The following is a 19604-nucleotide window of genomic DNA, read 5'->3' on the forward strand; positions in this document are numbered from 1 at the left end:
TTTAAATGGAACAAATTATATGATAGAATTACATAAAAAGGACTTGCCTGAGTAAATACTAAAGTTTTTGGCATTTTAACCTATTAAAATAAGGGAGGCGAAGAATTTGAACAAAAGATTGATAACGATGATAATAGGAATTTTCGCGTCAGGGTTATTAACAACTAATGTAAGTGCACAAGATAATACTACAAGATTATCTGGACAAACTCGTTATGATACATGTAAAGCAGTTTCCTCAAGTGGTTGGAGTACTGCGGAAAACGTTATTATAGCAAATGGTGAAAATTATCCAGATGCATTAGGTGCCTCAGCATTATCATATAAATATAAAGCTCCTATACTATTAGTTCAAGGAAATTCCATGAAGGATAACCCTGTATTAGTAAGTGAACTAAATAGGCTAAAGCCTAAAAATATAATAATATTAGGTGGAAAAGGTGTTGTTTCTAACGATATTGAAAATTCACTTAAAAAAAGTGGTTATAATTTAAAAAGATTATCAGGACAGGATAGATATTCTACAGCTGTAAATATAGCAAAGGAATTAGGAGATGTAGACGAAATTTTTATAGCAAATGGAGAGGATTTTTCAGGTTCTTTATCTGCAGCACCTATGTCAGCTAAGGATAACGCTCCAGTATTATTAGTTTCTAAAGATGAAGTTCCCAATGTTGTACAAGCCTATCTTAAAGAACATAATGTAAAAAATACATATGTATTGGGCGATGAAAGCTTAATATCAGAATCAGTAGCAAATAAGTTTCCAGAAGTTAAGAGAATATCAGGAAATGCACCTTATTCATTGAATGAAAATATTATAGATAATTTTAAAGCAAATATAAATTTTAATACTATTTATATAACATCAGGTGAAGGCTTTGCAGATGCATTAAGTGCTGTAGGATTAGCAGTAAAAAATGGCAGTCCAATAATATTTGCAGGAAATAGTGATAACAATCATATTAATAAATTATTACAAGAAGAGGTAATTGAAAATAAAGTTATATTAGGCGGAGAAGGTGTACTGCCTATATCAAAAGTTAATAATTTATTTCAGCAGCAGGTAGTAGTAGATAAGGATAATAATGATGCTACAAATGCACCTAATAGAAGACAGTTTCTCATTGGCGATGCAGAAAGGGATGGAACATTTGCCAAACTCAATGGCAATTGGCAATACACAACTAAAGAAGCAAAGCAGCAGAATATAGAAAATGTTACTATTAAGGTATGGGATTATGTAGATAAAAATGATAAGAGTAAGGGCAAGAAAACTGTAATTAAAAGTATTGAGGTTAACAAGAAATTATCGTCAGTTGTAAAACAAATTTTTGATGAAATATATGCACTGCCTCAGCAGTTTCCAATAGATGATGTAGGTGGATTTAGAGATTCAGATTCATGTATTAATCATCCAGCAGGAGCTGCCATTGATATAAATCCAGATGAAAATTATTATATTCAATTAGATAAGGATGGAAAAGTTCAATCTCAAGTTGGAAATTATTATAAGCCAAATGAAGACCCATATTCTATAACACCAGAAATAGTTAAAGTGTTTCAAAAGTACAAATGGGATTGGGGAGGTAACTTCAAAAATCCAAAGGACTATATGCATTTTAGTTATTTAGGTGGCTAACTTAGAAATATGTAATTTACATTAAGAAAGCGTTTATATAATTTAAATAATTACCTTGAATTATTTAGAATTAAAGGATAAAATAGTGTTATGAAAAATATGTAGAGTTTTGGCTATGAGAATTAATAATTTAATCATATTAAGTAATTGCAAAAACATAACAAAGGAGTTTATTGGAAATGAAAAATTTGGATGACGATAATTTTATTTTAGGTATTAGCTATATATTGCCTTCTATTAGCGAATTATTTGGTAATGAAGTACGATTTATGCTTACGGATAGAGAAAAAATAATTAAAATTACTAAATTTGGTGTTGATAGTTATAAAGGTAATTATGGTGAAGGTGATAATATACCTCATGATATTCCAGCTTATTTATGCATGCAGCAGGGAAAGACGGTGACAAAGGATTTACCTAAGGAATATTTTGGTATGGCTATAAAAGCAGTAGCATCTCCAATAAGGAATAAAGATGGACAAATTATAGGTAGCATTGCCATAGGAAAAAGAAATTGGGGAGAAGATATTAAAGAACACTCTAAGACTTTTGTACAATCTTTTTCAGAAATTTCCAAAGTTATTGATAATGTAGCATCTGGAATACAAGGTGTAGCTAAAAACAGTAATGATATATTACAAGAAATAAATGCTACAAATGAAGACATGAAGAAAACAGATGAAATTATAGGCTTTGTTCAGAATGTATCAAAGCAAACTAACTTGTTAGGACTTAATGCAGCAATAGAATCAGCAAGAGCTGGAGAAATGGGAAAAGGTTTCAGTGTTGTTGCTAATGAAATAAGAAAATTATCAAATTCAAGTAGTGAATCTATAGGTGAAATAAATAATGTTTTGACTAAATTGAAAACTTCAATTGGAAATGTTACAAATAGCATTTCTGAAAACAATAGTGCTTTTGAAACTCAAGCTGCCAATGTTGAAGAAATTAACAGCAGTATAAGTGAACTTAGTAATACAGCGAAAATAATACAAGAAATAGGTGAAAAGCTTTAATTATATTATAAACAAATTAAAAGAAAAAGCCATTTAAATATAACAGCTTAGTATGTTTTTTAGAAAGTAGAGAATTTATTAATAGTTCTCTGCTTTTTTATTTTACTTTTTATGATAAGTCAATTTTGTCATAAATGTAAATAAAGTCTTAATATTTTAATAGTTTAATGGTTTTAAAATGACAATATATGCTGCAGTGATTGTTAATTTATAATTGACGCAGTAAAATAAATATGAAAATGTAATTAATTTAAGAATATGGTGACTGAATATGGGGGTGTTAAAATGAAAAAATTCAAAGTTCCATGTGATATATATTATGAAGATGGTGCAATTAACTATTTAGAAAGTTTAAAATGTAATAAGGTTTTTATAGTTACAGATGGTGTTATGGTTAAAGTTGGAATGCTAGATAAAATAAAAGAAATATTTGAAAAACAACATATTGATTATAAGATATTTTCTGAAATTGAGCCTGAACCTTCTTTAGAAGTAGTAACTAAAGGTTTAGAAATTTTTTCTGAGTATGGTGCAGAAACTTTAATTGCTGTTGGCGGCGGTTCGGTAATTGATGCATCTAAAGCTATTATATATCTTTTGAAAGAAATGCTTAAAAAAACTTCTGGTGGAATTAAAAATCATACACACTTTATAGCAATACCAACTACTAGTGGAACTGGTTCAGAGGTAAGTTCATATGCAGTTATAACTGATAAAAGACTTCATAAAAAAATAGCGCTGCAAAGTGAAGAAATGTATCCAGATGTAGCTATACTTGATTGTGATTTTACAAAAACAGTACCACCTTCAGTTACTGCTGATACAGGTATGGATGTATTAACTCATGCTATTGAAGCTTTTGTTTCAAAAAGAGGGTCGGATTGTACTAGTGCCTTGGCAAAAATGGCTATAGAATATGTATTTAAGTATATTGAAAGAGTGTATAATACTGGTATGGATAAAATAAGCAGAGAAAAAATGCATAGTGCATCTTGTATGGCAGGAATATCCTTTGAAAATTCTTCCTTAGGAATAAATCATAGTATGGCTCATATATTGGGAGCAAAATTTAAAATACCTCATGGAAAGGCAAATGCAATATTATTACCTTATGTCATAAAATATAATTCAGGTTTATTTGATGAAAAAGAATATATTAGTTTTGATGCTGCAGAAAAATATTCTGATATAGCAAGATTAGTAGGTCTTCCACAAGCAAATATTAAAGAGGGCGTAATAATGCTTATGAAAGCAATAAAAGTTTTAAATAGAAAATTAAATATTCCTATTTGCATAAGTGAGTTAGGAATTGATGAAAATGAGTTCTTAAATTCACTAAAAGAAATGTGCAAAGTTGCTATGGAAGATGTTTGTACACAAGGAAACCCAAGAACTCCTAATGAGGATGATATATGTAGTATTTTTAAAGAAGCATATTATGGTAAATAATCCATTAAGAAATGATGGCAAATATGTTTCATGAATTTAACTGTCAAATTTATTGTATAAAAATACAATATATGAAAAGCTGTTATCAATGTAAAGTTAATTTTGATAACAGCTTTTATTTTATTAGTACTTATTTTTAGAATGTTTGGCTTAATGAAATAGTTAAGTGTTTTATATTTTTGTGGTAAAATTATAATGTAAATAAAATTAGGAAGTGGTTAAATGGATAGTACATTGGTCATTTATAAAAACCAAGGGTATACCATTAAAAAGTTTGCCAAGGTTTTAAGTTGTACTCTTGGACCAGCTAAAACCATGTTATTTGAACAATTTAGAACGAGTTTTAAAAATTATTCTAATGTGGTTATTGTCATGTCAGTTAATTCAAAAGATGATTTTTGTAAGTATGTAAATTTTATAAAAGCAAATGCTAATGAATTAGAAAATAAGAAAGTTGCAATTCTTTCTACATCTTTAAACATTGTAAATTCAGATGAACTTCTGAAAAAGGTATGTAATATACTAGGAAAATGTATAATTTTTTCAGAACACTTTCCATCACTTATGGATGAATCAGAAATTTCCAATAAAGCTTTACAAATAAAAAGTATTTTTAAAGATAATAGTGATATGCCAGCAGATATTTTAAAAATGAAAATTGAAGATTTTCTTCTAAAGCATAATACATGTACCTTATGTACTGCACATGAAAATAAAGTAAGAGCTACACCTATTGAATATAAATATTTAAATCAAGCAATTTATTTTATCAGTGAAGGAGGTGAAAAATTTGCACATATCTATGTAAACCCTCATGTTTCTATAGCAGTATATGAAAATTATAAGGACTTTAAAAGTTTAGCTGGAGTTCAAATTTCAGGTACTGCAATTTTAGTAGAAAGATTTAGTAATGAATATAATACTGTCATGAAAAACAGAGGATTAAACATAGAAAATTTAAAAAATATGCCTATCTATTTAAATGTCATAAAGGTCAAACCCAATAAATACGAAGTCCTTTTTTCAGACTTTTCTAAAGAAGATTATAATGTAAAACAAGTTTTGCAGTGCTTTGATGATTAATTATAGAAGCGTTTTTTCATAACTTCAACAAAAAAACATAAAAAGTGCAGGGAAAAACATCAAAAAAACTTGGTAGTGTAAGAACTCTGTCTTATAATTAACTTAAGATTGCCTATATGTGTAGAATAATATGCTAAGTTAATTATAAGACTTTAAATGAATTTAATATAAAAGTATATGTATTAATTAAAGGGGGAGAAGTTTTGATGAAATGGTTTAACAATTTAAAAATATGGCAAAAAATAGCGAGTTTATCTGTCTTTATATCAATATTTATAATAATAGTAGGTGTAGTTGGAGCTGCTAACATAAAAAAGATAGGAATTAACTCCAATGAAATGTATTCTGATAACTTTATTGGAATAAATGCTATTAGGACCATAAAAGATAATCAGACACAAATTAGAGCAGATTTGCTTTTACTTGTATACAAAAGAGATAGAAGTGAACTTGAAGATATAAAAAAAGAGATATCTGATTTGGAAAAGGAAACTAGTAATGCACTAAATACATATAAGGAAGGTTCTACTACAAGTGATGATACAAAGATGTATACAGAACTTGAAAAGTCAATAGCTGACTATAAAGAAACTCGTGACCAACTTATAAAACTTGTAGATGAACAAAAATATGACGAAGCTGTTAAGTTCTTCCCTAAGGTTGGAACTGCTAGGGAAAAAGTAAGTAAACAAATTGAGAATATGATTAAATCAAACGAAAAAATGGCGAAAGAAAAAGATGTTAGTAATGGACAAACAACAGTTAGCTCTTTAAGAACTATTGGATTTGTAAGTGTTTTAGCATTAATTATTGCTATAGCGCTAGGTGGAATAATAGCTAATATAATGTCTAAACAATTGAAGCAAATATTAAAATTTGGAGAAGCCTTTGGAGAAGGAGATTTGACACAGCAAATTGATATTGATACTAAAGATGAAATAGGAAATCTTGCTAAAGCTTTAAATACTGCAGGAGAAAATATAAAGAATTTAATTTCTCAAATTAATAATAGTGCATCGGATATAAGTGCTTCCAGTGAGGAATTATCAGCAACAACAGAGGAAGTTTCTGCTAATACCCAAAATGTAACTCAATCAACTGAACAAATTGCAAAGGGAAATGAAAATTTGGGTGCTGTAATAGAACAGGTAGATGCTTCTGTACAGGAAATAAATTCAACTACAATTGAATTATCAAATAAAGCTGATAAAGCAGCTTTATCTGTAAGAGAAATAAAATCCCGAGCATTTGAGGTAAAAGATAAAGCTAAAAAAGATATAGAAAATGGAAGTAAAATTTACGATGAAAAATATAATAATATAATAAAAGCTATAGAAGAAGGAAAAGTAGTAGGTAAAGTAAGAGAAATGGCTGAGTCCATAGCAGATATATCAGAACAAACAAATTTATTGGCTTTAAATGCAGCTATAGAGGCAGCAAGGGCTGGTGAACAAGGAAAAGGGTTTGCTGTAGTAGCTGAAGAAGTAAGAGAGCTTTCAGAACAATCTGCAGGTGCTGTTACACAAATTCAGAATATGGTAGCACAAATTCAGAGTGCATTTAATAATTTATCCAACAGTGCAAAAGATATATTGGATTATGTAAATGATAGTGTAAAGCCAAGTTATGAATTATTGCTAAAAACTGGTATAGCCTATGAAAAGGATTCTGAATTTATTAATAACATGTCAGAAGAAATAGCTTTAGCAACAAAAAAAATGAGTGAAACAGTAGGTCAAGTAACAAGAGCTATTGATAATGTAGCTTCAACTGCACAAACATCTGCAGCAGGCTCTGAAGAAATATTAAGCAGTATAGGTGAAGTATCAACTGCAATAGAAGACGTTGCAAGATCAGCACAAACTCAATCTGACCTTGCACAAAAGCTTAATGAAATGGTAATGAAATTTAGAGTATAGAAAGCTAATTGATAGGTAGTATTTATCATACATAATTTATTAAAATAGCTAAGGAACTATGGTGTAATTCATAGTTCCTTATTTTGTATATATAATAAGTGAATATGGATTTTATAAAATCAGTTACAAGTTATATATTATAAATTATAAGATTTAATTTCGATTTTTATAAAAATATAGAAATTAAAATTATTTTCCTTGATGAAATGCTTGAATTCTAATATAATTCAAGATATAGTTTACTTTTAGTTGGATAATAAAATTAAATTTTACAATAAAACCTGGATTTTCTTAATGTTGATTACAAAAATAGAAGGGGAAAATAATATGGCAAACGCGAAAATATTAGTGGTTGATGATGATAAATTAAGTTTGACACTTATGACAGATATTTTAAAAACTGAGGGATATACAGTTTATCCATTTGACAATGGAAGTTCTATATTAGAAATGGTGTATTTGATCAAACCATCTGCAATACTTTTAGACATAATATTACCAGGAATTGATGGATTTGAAATTTGTAAAATGTTAAAGGGAGATATTCAGACTGAAGATATACCTATTATTATGATAACAGGAAGAACTCATAGTAGTGATGTAAAAAAGGCATTGGAGCTAGGAGCTTTTGATTATATTAAAAAACCTATAGATGAAGTGGAATTAGCTGCCAGAGTTAAATCTGTTTTAAGATATAATGAATATCAAGAAAAGTTAAAGGCTATGGCTATTAAGGATGGTCTTACTGGATTGTATAATCATACCTTTTTAATAGAAATATTGGAAAAAGAAATTAGAAAGCATGAAAAAAAATCTTCTAGTATTTCTTTTGCAATGATAGATATTGACCATTTTAAAAAGATAAATGATGTTTATGGTCATTTATTTGGAGATAAAGTATTAAAGGGACTTTCTGATATTTTATCAGAATCAGTAGCTAATTTTGGTATTGCAGGTAGGTATGGTGGAGAGGAATTTGGAATTATATTTACAAATTCAGATAAAGAAGGTTTATGTAACTTATGTGAAAAATTAAGAAAAAATGTTCAAGATAATGAGTTTCAAATAGGTAATGATAAAGTAAAGATAACCATAAGTATAGGTGCTTGCTTTAAGGAGGATGTTAAAGATTTAAAAAGTGATGAAATTATAAGACAAGCTGATGAAGCATTATATAAAGCTAAAAGTAGCGGGCGTAATAAAGTAGAAATTGTTTAATAAAATATTTTTCAGTACTTTAAAATAAGTTAATATATGAAAATGAAAGCTGTGGAATCAATAATTTAGAATTATATTCCATAGCTTTTTAAGTTATAAGTATAATCTATACTACAATTAATTATATATATTTATCTATGTAGAGTATCATAATTCATTCCTTGAATAATTATATTCATCATATTGATAATTAATATGAGTGATTTATAAGCTTTAAAATAATAATTATATTATGCTTATTTTATATTTTAGGAAGTTTGTCTTGAATTTTTATCAGTTTATTTATTTAGAATTATTGCTATAATTTTAAATGGGACATATGTCCTGTATGTAAAGGTTTAATTATATTATTATTATAAAGGAGAACGAGAGATGAGCATTTTAAAGGTAGTAGAGGTTATTGAAAAAGAAAAAACTATTTACAATATTTTAAAGTCGTGTCCTTATGAAATACTTAAGCAGTGGGAGATATTTAAATATAAAAAAGGAAAAATGTTTTTGAAGCAAGGCGAGATATATCCATACTTTTTTATAATAATTGAAGGGGAAGCTAATATTTTCATTATGTCTCATAATGGAAAAAGATATTCTCAATCAATATATACAAAGGGTAATTTCATTGGTGAATTGGAAATATTCAATAACATTCCCTTTAGTTGTTCCATTGAAGCAATAACAGATATTAAGCTTTTGGCTTTAAAAAGAGAGTATTTTTTAAAGTGGTATGACATGGACAAAAATATATCTAGATATATTACAGAACAAATGAGTTTTGCATTTTACACTCTTTCACAAAAATCAGCAGAAGATACCTTGTACACATTAAGAGAAAGAATATGCAACTATCTTTTAGAAGAATATAGTAAAAGTTTTAAAACTAATATAAAAATAGACAAGGATACTTTAGCTGCACAATTGGCAGTAACAAAAAGAAGCTTAAATAGAACTTTTATGGAATTTAGAAAAGAAGGTATCCTTGAAATAAGCAATTCTCAAGTTTTCATTAATGATTTGAATAAATTAAAAAATTTAACAAAGAAGAATATTTAAATGGAGGCTTATTTATGACACTTATTCAACCACACATAAGATGTTCAAAGGATTTAGAAGTAAAATATGCTATACTTCCAGGAGATCCTAAAAGAGTAGATAGAATAGCAGAATTTTTAGAAGATGTAGAAGATGTAGAATTTAATCGTGAATATAAATCTTTAGTAGGATATTATAAAGGAATAAAGATACTTGCCATGTCTACAGGTATGGGAGGGGCATCTACTGGTATAGCTGTAGAAGAACTTAAAAATATAGGTCTTGAAGTTTTAATAAGAATTGGAAGCTGTGGAGCTACACAAAATGGAATAAGAATAGGAGATCTCATTATACCTAATGGAATAGTGAGGGATGAAGGAGCTTCAAGAGCTTATGTTGAAGAGAAATACCCAGCAGTACCTGATACTGAACTTTTATTCAATATTATTGATAGTGCACAAAAGAAAGGATTTCCTTACCATGTAGGTATAACAAGAAGTCATGACAGTTTTTATACTGATGAGGAAGAAAATATAGATAATTATTGGAGTAAAAAAAGAGTTTTAGGTGCTGATATGGAAAGTGCAGCAATATTTGTCATAGGAGGATTAAGAGGATTAAAAACTGCATCAATTTTAAATGTAGTTGTAGAATTTGATGGCAATTTAGAAGAAGACATAAATGGTTATGTTGATGGAGAAAATGGCACCTTAGATGGAGAGAAAAAAGAAATATTGACGGCACTCGAAGCAATTTATGCTTATAGTAATAAAAATTAAATGGAGGTGATATTATGAGTAAAAATAAAGGATGGTCTTTAAAGCTTTCAACTACATCTTTAGTTTTAATACCAGCAGCAGTAGGTATAAATTATATAGGTAAACTTTTTGCAGGAATATTAAAATTGCCACTATGGCTTGATGCTATAGGAACCATGCTTGCTAGTATATTGGCGGGCCCAGTGGTTGGTGCTGTAAGTGGAGCTATTAACAATGTTATTTATGGATTGACTATGGATCCTATATCATTTATATATGCTTTAACGTCTATTTCAGTTGGGCTTGTTTTAGGTTTTTTAAGCTACAAAGGTTTTGTAAAAAATGCATTTACAGCAGTAATTGCAGGAATAATTGTAGCTTTAGTAGCAGCTTGCGTATCTACACCAATAAATATAGCATTTTGGGGTGGACAAACAGGTAACTTATGGGGAGATGCTTTATATGCAATTTTAACAGCTAAAGGTCAACCAATTTGGATAGCTTCATTTATAGATGAACTGGCAGTAGATATTCCAGATAAAATAGCTACAGTTTTAATAAGTTATGCTATATTTAAGGGACTTCCAAAGGCTCTTACAGTTTTATATCAAAATAATGAAGTTTATGACTTGGATTAGTCATTTTTAAGGTGAGGTGGTCACATGAAAAATTTAAGTTTATATACAGAAGGAAATAGTTTTGTACATAACATAGATCCTATTAATAAAATTTTATATATAATTACAGTTATAGCTGTTGCTGTAATAATTCCAAATAAAATGTCAGCTTTAGCTTGCATAGTAGTAAGTTTTATATTAATAGCTTTTGCTAAAGTTTTTAAAAAGGTTATTCCACTTATAAATTTTAGTTTGCTTATTCTTATATCTATAGTCATAATTCAAGGATTATTTTTCCAAGAAAATAAAAATGTTGCATTCACTTTAGGAAAAGTGAATTTTTATAAAGAAGGTTTATCTCACGCTATTCTTATATGTTTTAGAGTAATCAATATACTTTGTGCTTTTGCCATACTAATTTTGACTACTAAACCTTCTGATTTAATAGAAGAGCTTGTTAAAAAAGGATTATCACCAAAAATAGGATATGTTTTAAGTTCCGTTTTACAAATAATCCCCCAAATGACGTCAACTATGGGAACTATAATGGATGCACAAAAGTCAAGAGGTATGGAAACTGAAGGAAAACTTATAGTTAGACTAAAAGCGTTTTTCCCTCTTATAGGTCCTGTGGTTATGAATTCATTAATAGCCACTAGAGAAAGAGCTATGGCTTTAGAAGTAAGGGGATTTTCGTCAAATGGAAAAAAGAGCTTTTTAAATGAGAGAATTTACCCTAAATTTAATGGACTTTTTAGAATATGTATGATTTTGATGATAGCTGCAGCAGTAGTATGGAGGGTAGCTTTATGAAGAAAATAGTAGTAGAAAATTTAAAATATAAATATCCTCTTTCAAAGGATTTGGCGCTTAAGGGTGTATCATTTGAAATAGAAGAAGGAGAGTTTATAGGTATTGTAGGAAGAAATGGTGCAGGAAAATCAACTTTATGTCAGGCATTGACAGGGTTAGTACCTAATTTCTTCTTTGGCGGATATGGAGGAAAAGTATTAATTGATGGACTAGAAGTGAGAAAAACTCCTATAAGTGATTTATCTTTAAAGGTTGGTATAGTTTTTCAAAATCCTTTTACTCAAGTTACAGGCTCTAAACTTACTGTATATGAAGAAATTGCCTTTGGACTTGAAAATATGGGACTTTCAAGAGAAGAAATGAAAGAGAGAATAGATTATTCTTTAAAGCTTTTATCTATAGAAAAATTTAAGGATAGAAATCCTTTTGCACTATCAGGTGGACAGATGCAAAGAATGGCAATTGCCAGTATAATAGCAATGAAGCCAGATATAATAGTTTTAGACGAACCTACATCACAGCTTGACCCTGAAGGCTCAGAAGAAGTATTTAAATCAGTTCATAAATTAAGTAAGGAAGGCATGACTGTAATAATGGTAGAGCATAAAATTGAAAAGATAGCTAAGTATTCTGATAGGATCATGCTTTTAAGTGAAGGAAAGTTAATAGATTTTGATACACCAGAAAAGGTTTTTTCAAGAGAAGATTTAAGAAGTTATGGTGTTAAAGAACCTTCCTATACAGAAATGTGTAAAGAATTATCTATAATAAATCCTAAAACTGGATTATATCCAGCAACCTTAGAAGAAGCTTATGATTTGGTGGTGAATTCAAATGAACAAAAAAATTGAAGTTAAAAATCTTCATTTTTCATATAGCAAGGAAGAGGAAATTTTAAAAGGAATAAATCTACAGCTGGATAACAGAAGTACAGCTATAATTGGTCAAAATGGTGCAGGAAAAACTACTTTTGTCAAACTATTAAAAGGTCTTTTAAAACCTTCAGAAGGAGACGTACTTATAGAAGGTATAAATACTAAAGAAGCAACTGTAGCTAACTTATCATCAAAAATAGGATTGGTTTTTCAAAATCCTAATGATCAAATATTTAAAAATAAAGTAATAGATGAAGTTATGTTTGGAGCATTAAATATTGGACAAAGCAGAGAGGAATCGTATAAAAATTCCATGGATGCTTTAAAAACGGTAGGGTTAGAGCATTTAGAACACAGCAATCCTTATGATTTAAGCTTATCTGAAAGAAAACTTATAAGTATAGCTTCAATAGTTTCTATGAATACAGATATCATAATATTTGATGAACCAACAATTGCGCAAGATTATGAAGGAAGAGAAAAAATTAAAAATATAATATTAAAATTGAGAGAAAAAAATAAACTTGTTATAACCATAATTCATGATATGGACTTTGTAGCAGAATGCTTTGAAAGAGTTGTTGTGTTTGCTCAAGGGAAAATGTTAATGGATGGCACAACAAGGGATGTTTTTTCAAGAGAAGAGGAACTTAAGAAAGCATATTTAGAAGCACCTCACATAACTAAGTTTTGTAAAAAGTTAGGCTTTAGTGAAACGTTCTTAACTGTCCGTGAATTTGTAGAATACAAAAAAAGCATTTCATAAGGTTAAAACACCCTGTAAATTTACTTGTATAAAGTATTTTACAGGGTGTTTTATAATATAAAAATGGTGTTTGTAATGGTATACAACTATAAAACTCATAAATTAAAGTTAATATTTTTGTAAAATAAAAAAATATGTGTTTAAGTATCCCTAAATTTGAAGTATAATATTTTTATGGAAAAAATTACAATTAGTGTAAAAGATACAAAACTAGTTAAGGGGGATACTTAAATGAGTATTAGAAAACAAAATTTTGTTAGGAGATTGTTGGTTACATCCATATGTATACTTTTATTTGCTTTTATAGCATGGACTATTTTTATGAAAACAGCAAGTAAAAAACCTATAATTATTGGTTTTGATGCTCAACTTACAGGCAAACAGTCTGAAATTGGGGTACAAGAGAGAAATGGAGTTCAGCTTGCAGTTGAAAAGATTAATGCATTAGGTGGTATTAACGGAAGAAAAATACAATTGATGATACGTGATGATCTTGGAATGCCAGAGCAGGCAAAAAAAATGGATTCGGATCTAATTAAACTAGGTGCTGTTGCCATTATTGGACATGCTACTAGTGAAGAAACTTTAGCAGGTGTTAAGATGGCAAATGATTCTAAAGAAATAATGATAGGACCAACTGTTTCTACTCCAAAATTAACTGGAATAGATGATTATTTTTTTCATGTGTATCCTTCCTTTAACGAGAGTTCAAAAGCTTTTGCAGAATATATTTATAAAAAGAATAATTTAAAGCAAATGTGTATAATTTATGATACAGATAATAAAGCATATTCAGAGGATTATGTTGAAATTTTTGAAAATAAATTTAAATCTTTAGGTGGTAACATAAATGAAGAAATCAGTTTTTCTTCTAAGAGTCAATCAGATTTTTCTTCATTATTATCTAAATTAAATGATAGTAAACCACAAGGAATATTCATAATTGCATCAGATATTGATACAGCTATGATTGCTCAAAAAATTAGAGCTATGAATTTGTCACTTCCACTGTATGCTTCATCTTGGGCACAAACACCAACTTTAATTACTAATGGCGGTACAGCAGTTGAAGGAATGAAGGTTGAACAATGTTATGTTCCTAATAGTAAATCTCAAGTTTTTAAAGATTTTCAAGATAAATATAAAACTAGATTTGGAAATGAGCCTTCATTTGGAGCTGCTTTTGGTTATGAAGCTGCTTCAATGCTTACAGATGCCCTTAAAAGAAATGAAGGAAAGAAAAAAGGCTTAAAGGAACAAATCTTAAAAAATAGTAATCCCAGAGGAATAATGGATAGTTTTTCTGTAGATAAGCTTGGTGATACGAAAATACCTTTCTACTTAAGTTCTATTAATGGAGGTCAATTTGTTGTACTTGAACAATTAAGCCCAGCAAATGTTGAAAATAGCATTAATTGATGAAGTATATGATTAATGCATATTTCATTTTTAATTAAGCTATTTTTATAGTAATTAAATAAAAATTTTTATAAAGGTAACTCCCTTTGCTTATAAGCAGGGGAGTTTATTTTTTTACTTAAAATCCTATTGGTAAAAAAGCCCAAAAAGATTGTTAACTTAATACATATATTTCCATTTGATAAGGTGTTACTATAATCATGAAAGAAAGATACATTAGTTATAAATTAAAACATATAAAGAAATTAAATTTTTATATTACTACAAAACATTTTGGAGGTGTTTTTTATGGTTAGAGAATCTATTCTTAGATACAGGGTAAATCCTGACAGTACACATTATTTAGGTGGGGTTATGAAACCCAATAAACATTTAGATATATATGGTGATGTAGGAACTGAACTTTGTGTTCTTCAAGATGGTGATGAATCACTATTTGCAGGATATGAAAAAGTAGAATTTTTAAAACCAGTTTATGAAGGAGATTATATCGAGTGCCATGGACGTATAATTAAAGTTGGAAATTCTTCCCGTAAGTGTGAATTTGAAACATATAAGGTAGCTACTCCTGCTAGACTTAATGGAAAACCTGATGCTAAAGTAAATGATGTTGACGTTCTAGATCCACCAGTTTTGGTAGCAAGAGCAATAGGAACTTTAGTTGTTAAGAAAAATTGTCAAAGAGGAATTCAACCAGAGGGTGTTATAAAAAATAAATGGGAATAATATTATAAATTTAGGAGGCGGTTATAATGTCAGATACTTTTGTTAAACCAGAAAAAAATTATGAAACTATGATACGTACTCGAATGTCTTCAGGTGAAGCACATTATGCAGGGGAATTAGTTAATGGTTCTCATACAGTAGAATTAATGGGTGACGTTGCAACTAACCTAATGATTATGCGTGATGGCAATGAGGGTACATGCTTAGGTTATGATGAAATTAGATATACATTTCCTACTTATGCAGGAGATTTTATAGAGGTAGATGGACGAATAATAGGAGAATGCGGAAATAAAAGAAAAGTACAGTTAAGAGCTTTTAAAATAGCTGAAAATGCTAGAATGTTAAGACAGGATTCTGCTGTGAATGTTTACGAAGATCCTGTTATGACAGTTGAAGCTACAGCAATTTATGAAGTGCCTGAAAAATAATTCAGTTAACAATAAAAATAGGGTTTGATACTGATTCAGTATTGAACCCTATTTTTATTATAATTTCCTTTAATTTTTAATATAAATATTTATAGGTTTATATTGACCGAATAAACATTTTATTACATTAATATATCTTTTTGGAATTAAAAGCATTAAAATATAATTGAATAAGTTTGAAATAGCTTTGATGGGGGAGAGTTAATTATGGAGATTACATTTGATCAGTTAATAAACTTGCCAGAATTAAAGGATTTGAAATTAGTAAGTGGGAAGAAGGGGATTTTTAGAAGGGTAAAATGGGTACATATTATGGAAACTCCTGATATAGTAAGTTATGCACAAAGTGATGAAGTAATAATACTTACAGGAGTAGCAATTTTTGATGATAAGGATGGATTTGTTGAATTAATAAAGGGGTTAATAAAAAAGGATGCAGCAGGGTTAATTGTAAATGTTGGAAAGTATTTTTCAAAGGTACCTGACTATATAAAGAAAATATCTGATGAAAATAATTTTCCTGTTTTTGAAATTCCATGGAAGATTAGTTTATCAGAAGTTACTAAGGTTATTTGCAATCACATAGTAAAAGCATATCTAGAAGAACTTCCTTATGAAAATTTATTAAAGAATATAATATCTGATAAAGTAACCTATGAAGATTTTACAAAAAGGCTTTCAGATTCAGGGTATACTTCATTTAAATCCTTTAGAATAATTATTGTATCAATGGACAGGTTTCAAGAATATTTATATTCTAAAAATATTAAGGATGAACAAAGTATATTTCATATGAAAAGTAGTTTTTTAAGATGTGTGAATAGTTCAATTTGGGATGCAAAATTTCAACCTATCAGCTTTTTAGAAGATGAATCTGTAGTTTTTCTCATGATAAATGAAAAAGATAAGCTTATTAATTTAGAAAAGCTTTTGGAGTTTATAAGAGAAAATGGTAAAAAGAACTTTTTAGATATTAATTTGAGTATAGCAGTTGGAAATGCATATACTAGATTTTTTGAAATAAAGACAAGTTATTTAGAAGCTTTGAAAACTTTAAAAGTGATAAAGTCAGAAGGTAGTATTGACAAAAATATGTTTTATTCAAATATAGGAGCTTATAAATTGCTCAGTGAAATAAAAAATGTAACTTTATTAAAGGAATACTATGATGAGACTGTAGGCATACTTGAGCAATATGATGCTCAAAATGATACTGATTTTACACATATATTTTATGTGTTTATAGAAAAGAACGGAAATTATATACAGACGTCAAAAAAGCTGTATTTGCACAGAAATACATTGATGTACAAGATCAATAAAATACAGGAAATTTTAAAAAAGGATTTAACAGATACAAAGGTTAAATTTGAATTTTACTTAGGTTATCTTATAAAAAATTTTAATAACTTTTAAATACAGTTTCAATTATTATATATCTAAAATTTAAAAATATTATAAGTGAAGAAAGTTTAACAGTATAAAATTTTTATGTACTTAAAATAAGTATATAAAAACTTTATACTGTTTTTATTTATATAAAGATTAGTAAAAAAGTTTAAAAAATCTATTCAATTAATACATATATTTCTATTTATTACAATGTTATCATAATTTATGGAAGGTATTATAGCATTTTGAAATTTAAACAAAGTAAAATTGTATAAAAATTTAATTAATAGGAGGAATATATATGGATTTTAGGTTAGAAAAAAAACAGGAAAATGTAAGAAACATGGTAAGAGAATTTACGGAAAATGAAATTAAACCCATTGCTGGAGAAGCGGATAAAACAGGTGAGTATCCTATGGAAGTATTTAAAAAAATGGCAGATATAGGGCTTGTTGCATTACCATTTTCTAGTGAGTATGGGGGAGCAGATGGCGATTATCTAGCATATGTAATAGCTGTAGAGGAAATATCAAAAGCTTGTGCTGCTTTAGGAATTTCTTATTCTGTGGATGTATCACTTTGTGCATCACCTATATATATGTTTGCTTCAGAAGGTCAAAAGAAAAAATATTTACCTGATTTGCTTAGTGGTAAAAAAATAGGAGCATTTGGCTTAACTGAAGCTAATGCAGGTACAGACGTTTCTGGAGGACAAGCTACTGCAGTTTTAGATGGAGATTATTATATATTAAATGGAGAAAAAAAGTTTACAACCAATGGACCAATTGCTGATACCCTTATGGTATTTGCATTGACAGATAAAACTAAGGGTTCAAAAGGTATGTCAGCATTTATAGTGGAAAAAGATTTTCCGGGGTTCTCAATTGGAAAGCTTGAAGATAAGATGGGAATAAGAGCAGCTCAAGTATCAGAAACATTATATAAAAATTGTAGAGTTCCAAAAGAAAATTTAGTTGGAAAAGAAGGAGAAGGATTTAAAATAGCCATGAAGGCCCTAGATTGTGGAAGAATAGGAGTAGCAGCTCAAGGACTTGGAATTGCAGAAGGAGCATTAGAGGAAACAATTAAATATGTAAAGGTAAGAAAGCAATTTGGAAAAGAAATATATAAGTTCCAAGGATTAGCATGGATGATGGCAGATATGGATATGAAAATTGAACAGGCTAGGAATTTAGTATATAAAGCAGCTTGGGAAAAGGATAATGGCATACCATATTCAGTATCAGCAGCAAGAGCAAAGCTTGCAGCTACTGATGCAGCAATGTATGTTACTACAGAAGCAGTTCAAATTTTAGGTGGATATGGATATATGAAGGATTATCCATTAGAGAGAATGATGCGAGATGCTAAAATAACTCAAATTTATGAAGGTACAAATCAAGTTCAAAAAATGGTTATATCAGGAGCAATGTTTAAATAAAAAATTAATACCCGTAAGAATATTCCCAATTTTTATTCTTACGGGTATATGAACCTTTACCTTTTTTAGCTTTCTGAATGCCAGTACCTCTAGAAATTTCGTTGGTATCAAATTTTCTAGAATTTAAAGCTAATTCATTAACATTAATAGTGAAACTTAAATTTTGAGCCATACATTTCTTTGACTTTTTCATTTAAATCATCCCTTCTTAAAGTATAATATTTTAATCTAAGTATACTAAGCATTCTTCAATAACGTCTATAGGAATTTCGAATTTTATTTCCATATTGATTTTACACCTCCTAATAAAAACTTGTTTCTAATAATAAAAAATATTTTTTGATAAAATTTATTAATAAACTTTGTTTGTTAGACTATTATATCATGTAAATAAAAAAGTTCAAGCCTTTTTTGATTTAATTTAAAAATTTTTTTGCTTTAATTTAAAATTTTAGTGGAAGTTTAAGATAAGAATTAAATAATATTTTAATATTGATGAATTGAAATTTAAAAAATCGGGAAAATAAATTATGAACTATTTAAATTATAAAGTGAAAGGAGTCCTATAATATCATGAAAGCTAATGTTGATAAAGATACTTGTATAGGTTGTGGATTATGTCCAGATGTTTGTCCAGAAGTATTTCAAATGGACGATGATGGTAAAGCAAAAGCTATGGGAGATGCAGTACCATCTGGGCAAGAAAGTAGTGCACAAGAAGCAGCAGATCAGTGTCCTGTAAATGCAATTTCAGTGGAATAAGGTGCATTAAAAACAACTAGAAGATGAGTTAGTATATTTTGTGAAATATTTTTTGAAAAGAATAAAACAATTGTAATTGGTAATATGAATTCAATAACACAAAATATACTAGCATCTTTCATTAGTTAATTGATGGATTTAATTACAGAATTTAAAAAGATTAAGATTAAGTAAGATAGTCTATTTATAATAAAATATCATATAAATTTATTAAAAGTAAGGCATTTAATTTTTTAAAATAAACTATA

Annotated in this window: 19 protein-coding genes; 18 read left to right on the forward strand and 1 reads right to left on the reverse strand. The window is 28.5% G+C overall.

From position 1 onward, the window contains the following. Positions 1–106: 106 nt before the first annotated feature. The 17 genes from Ccar_RS06855 to Ccar_RS06935 all read left to right on the forward strand — a co-directional run bounded on the left by Ccar_RS06855 (position 107) and on the right by Ccar_RS06935 (position 18594). On the forward strand, positions 107–1642 hold the full coding sequence (locus Ccar_RS06855) for a cell wall-binding repeat-containing protein (RefSeq protein WP_007061293.1): 1536 nt from the start codon (positions 107–109) through the stop codon (positions 1640–1642). A gap of 179 nt (positions 1643–1821) precedes the next feature. After that, entirely contained in the window at positions 1822–2658 is an 837-nt protein-coding gene (locus Ccar_RS06860) for a methyl-accepting chemotaxis protein (RefSeq protein WP_007065185.1), read from the forward strand. 285 nt (positions 2659–2943) lie between these two features. After that, entirely contained in the window at positions 2944–4107 is a 1164-nt protein-coding gene (locus tag Ccar_RS06865) for a 1-propanol dehydrogenase PduQ (RefSeq protein WP_007061290.1), read from the forward strand. Between the two features lie 222 nt (positions 4108–4329). Further along, the gene (locus Ccar_RS06870; protein ID WP_007065187.1) at positions 4330–5190 is read left to right on the forward strand and encodes a pyridoxamine 5'-phosphate oxidase family protein; all 861 of its coding nucleotides are present in this window, start codon (positions 4330–4332) and stop codon (positions 5188–5190) included. 206 nt (positions 5191–5396) lie between these two features. Further along, complete coding sequence (locus Ccar_RS06875; protein WP_007061287.1) at positions 5397–7109, forward strand: methyl-accepting chemotaxis protein; 1713 nt, start codon at positions 5397–5399, stop codon at positions 7107–7109. 327 nt (positions 7110–7436) lie between these two features. Beyond that, on the forward strand, positions 7437–8327 hold the full coding sequence (locus Ccar_RS06880; protein WP_007065188.1) for a GGDEF domain-containing response regulator: 891 nt from the start codon (positions 7437–7439) through the stop codon (positions 8325–8327). Positions 8328–8699: 372 nt separating this feature from the next. After that, positions 8700–9377 carry a Crp/Fnr family transcriptional regulator gene (locus Ccar_RS06885; RefSeq protein WP_007061285.1) on the forward strand — a complete coding sequence of 226 codons (678 nt, stop codon included), beginning with the start codon at positions 8700–8702 and terminating at the stop codon, positions 9375–9377. Between the two features lie 14 nt (positions 9378–9391). Next, positions 9392–10135 (forward strand): nucleoside phosphorylase, encoded by a 744-nt coding sequence (locus tag Ccar_RS06890; protein WP_007065189.1) that lies wholly within the window; start codon positions 9392–9394, stop codon positions 10133–10135. A 14-nt stretch (positions 10136–10149) separates the two neighbouring features. After that, complete coding sequence (locus tag Ccar_RS06895; protein WP_007061282.1) at positions 10150–10752, forward strand: membrane protein; 603 nt, start codon at positions 10150–10152, stop codon at positions 10750–10752. 24 nt (positions 10753–10776) lie between these two features. Beyond that, positions 10777–11544, forward strand: coding sequence for an energy-coupling factor transporter transmembrane component T family protein (locus tag Ccar_RS06900; protein WP_007061281.1), 768 nt, complete (start codon positions 10777–10779; stop codon positions 11542–11544). Continuing rightward, on the forward strand, positions 11541–12395 hold the full coding sequence (locus tag Ccar_RS06905; RefSeq protein ID WP_007061280.1) for an energy-coupling factor ABC transporter ATP-binding protein: 855 nt from the start codon (positions 11541–11543) through the stop codon (positions 12393–12395). The genes Ccar_RS06900 and Ccar_RS06905 overlap by 4 nt, the downstream gene beginning before the upstream one ends. Beyond that, a complete protein-coding gene (locus tag Ccar_RS06910; protein ID WP_007061279.1) occupies positions 12379–13185 on the forward strand; it encodes an energy-coupling factor ABC transporter ATP-binding protein in 807 nt (268 codons plus the stop codon). Before Ccar_RS06905 ends, Ccar_RS06910 begins: the two co-directional genes overlap by 17 nt. A 231-nt stretch (positions 13186–13416) precedes the next feature. After that, positions 13417–14604 carry an ABC transporter substrate-binding protein gene (locus Ccar_RS06915; RefSeq protein WP_007061278.1) on the forward strand — a complete coding sequence of 396 codons (1188 nt, stop codon included), beginning with the start codon at positions 13417–13419 and terminating at the stop codon, positions 14602–14604. Between the two features lie 288 nt (positions 14605–14892). Continuing rightward, a complete protein-coding gene (locus Ccar_RS06920) occupies positions 14893–15330 on the forward strand; it encodes a hotdog domain-containing protein (protein ID WP_007061277.1) in 438 nt (145 codons plus the stop codon). Positions 15331–15356: 26 nt separating this feature from the next. Continuing rightward, entirely contained in the window at positions 15357–15761 is a 405-nt protein-coding gene (locus Ccar_RS06925; protein ID WP_007061276.1) for a hotdog family protein, read from the forward strand. A gap of 207 nt (positions 15762–15968) precedes the next feature. Beyond that, positions 15969–17177 carry a PucR family transcriptional regulator gene (locus Ccar_RS06930; protein WP_007061275.1) on the forward strand — a complete coding sequence of 403 codons (1209 nt, stop codon included), beginning with the start codon at positions 15969–15971 and terminating at the stop codon, positions 17175–17177. Between the two features lie 277 nt (positions 17178–17454). Continuing rightward, complete coding sequence (locus Ccar_RS06935) at positions 17455–18594, forward strand: acyl-CoA dehydrogenase family protein (protein ID WP_007061274.1); 1140 nt, start codon at positions 17455–17457, stop codon at positions 18592–18594. A 4-nt stretch (positions 18595–18598) separates the two neighbouring features. Here the strand turns inward: Ccar_RS06935 and Ccar_RS06940 are convergent, their stop codons facing one another. Then, positions 18599–18787, reverse strand: a complete 189-nt coding sequence (locus Ccar_RS06940) for a ribosome alternative rescue factor ArfA (protein WP_007061273.1) — start codon at positions 18785–18787, stop codon at positions 18599–18601. 380 nt (positions 18788–19167) lie between these two features. Here Ccar_RS06940 and Ccar_RS06945 point away from each other — a divergent pair, with 380 nt between their 5' ends. Continuing rightward, a complete protein-coding gene (locus Ccar_RS06945; RefSeq protein ID WP_007061272.1) occupies positions 19168–19356 on the forward strand; it encodes a ferredoxin in 189 nt (62 codons plus the stop codon). Positions 19357–19604 lie beyond the last annotated feature (248 nt).

The organism is Clostridium carboxidivorans P7 (genome assembly GCF_001038625.1).
GTDB classification, from domain to species: Bacteria; Bacillota; Clostridia; order Clostridiales; family Clostridiaceae; genus Clostridium_AM; species Clostridium_AM carboxidivorans.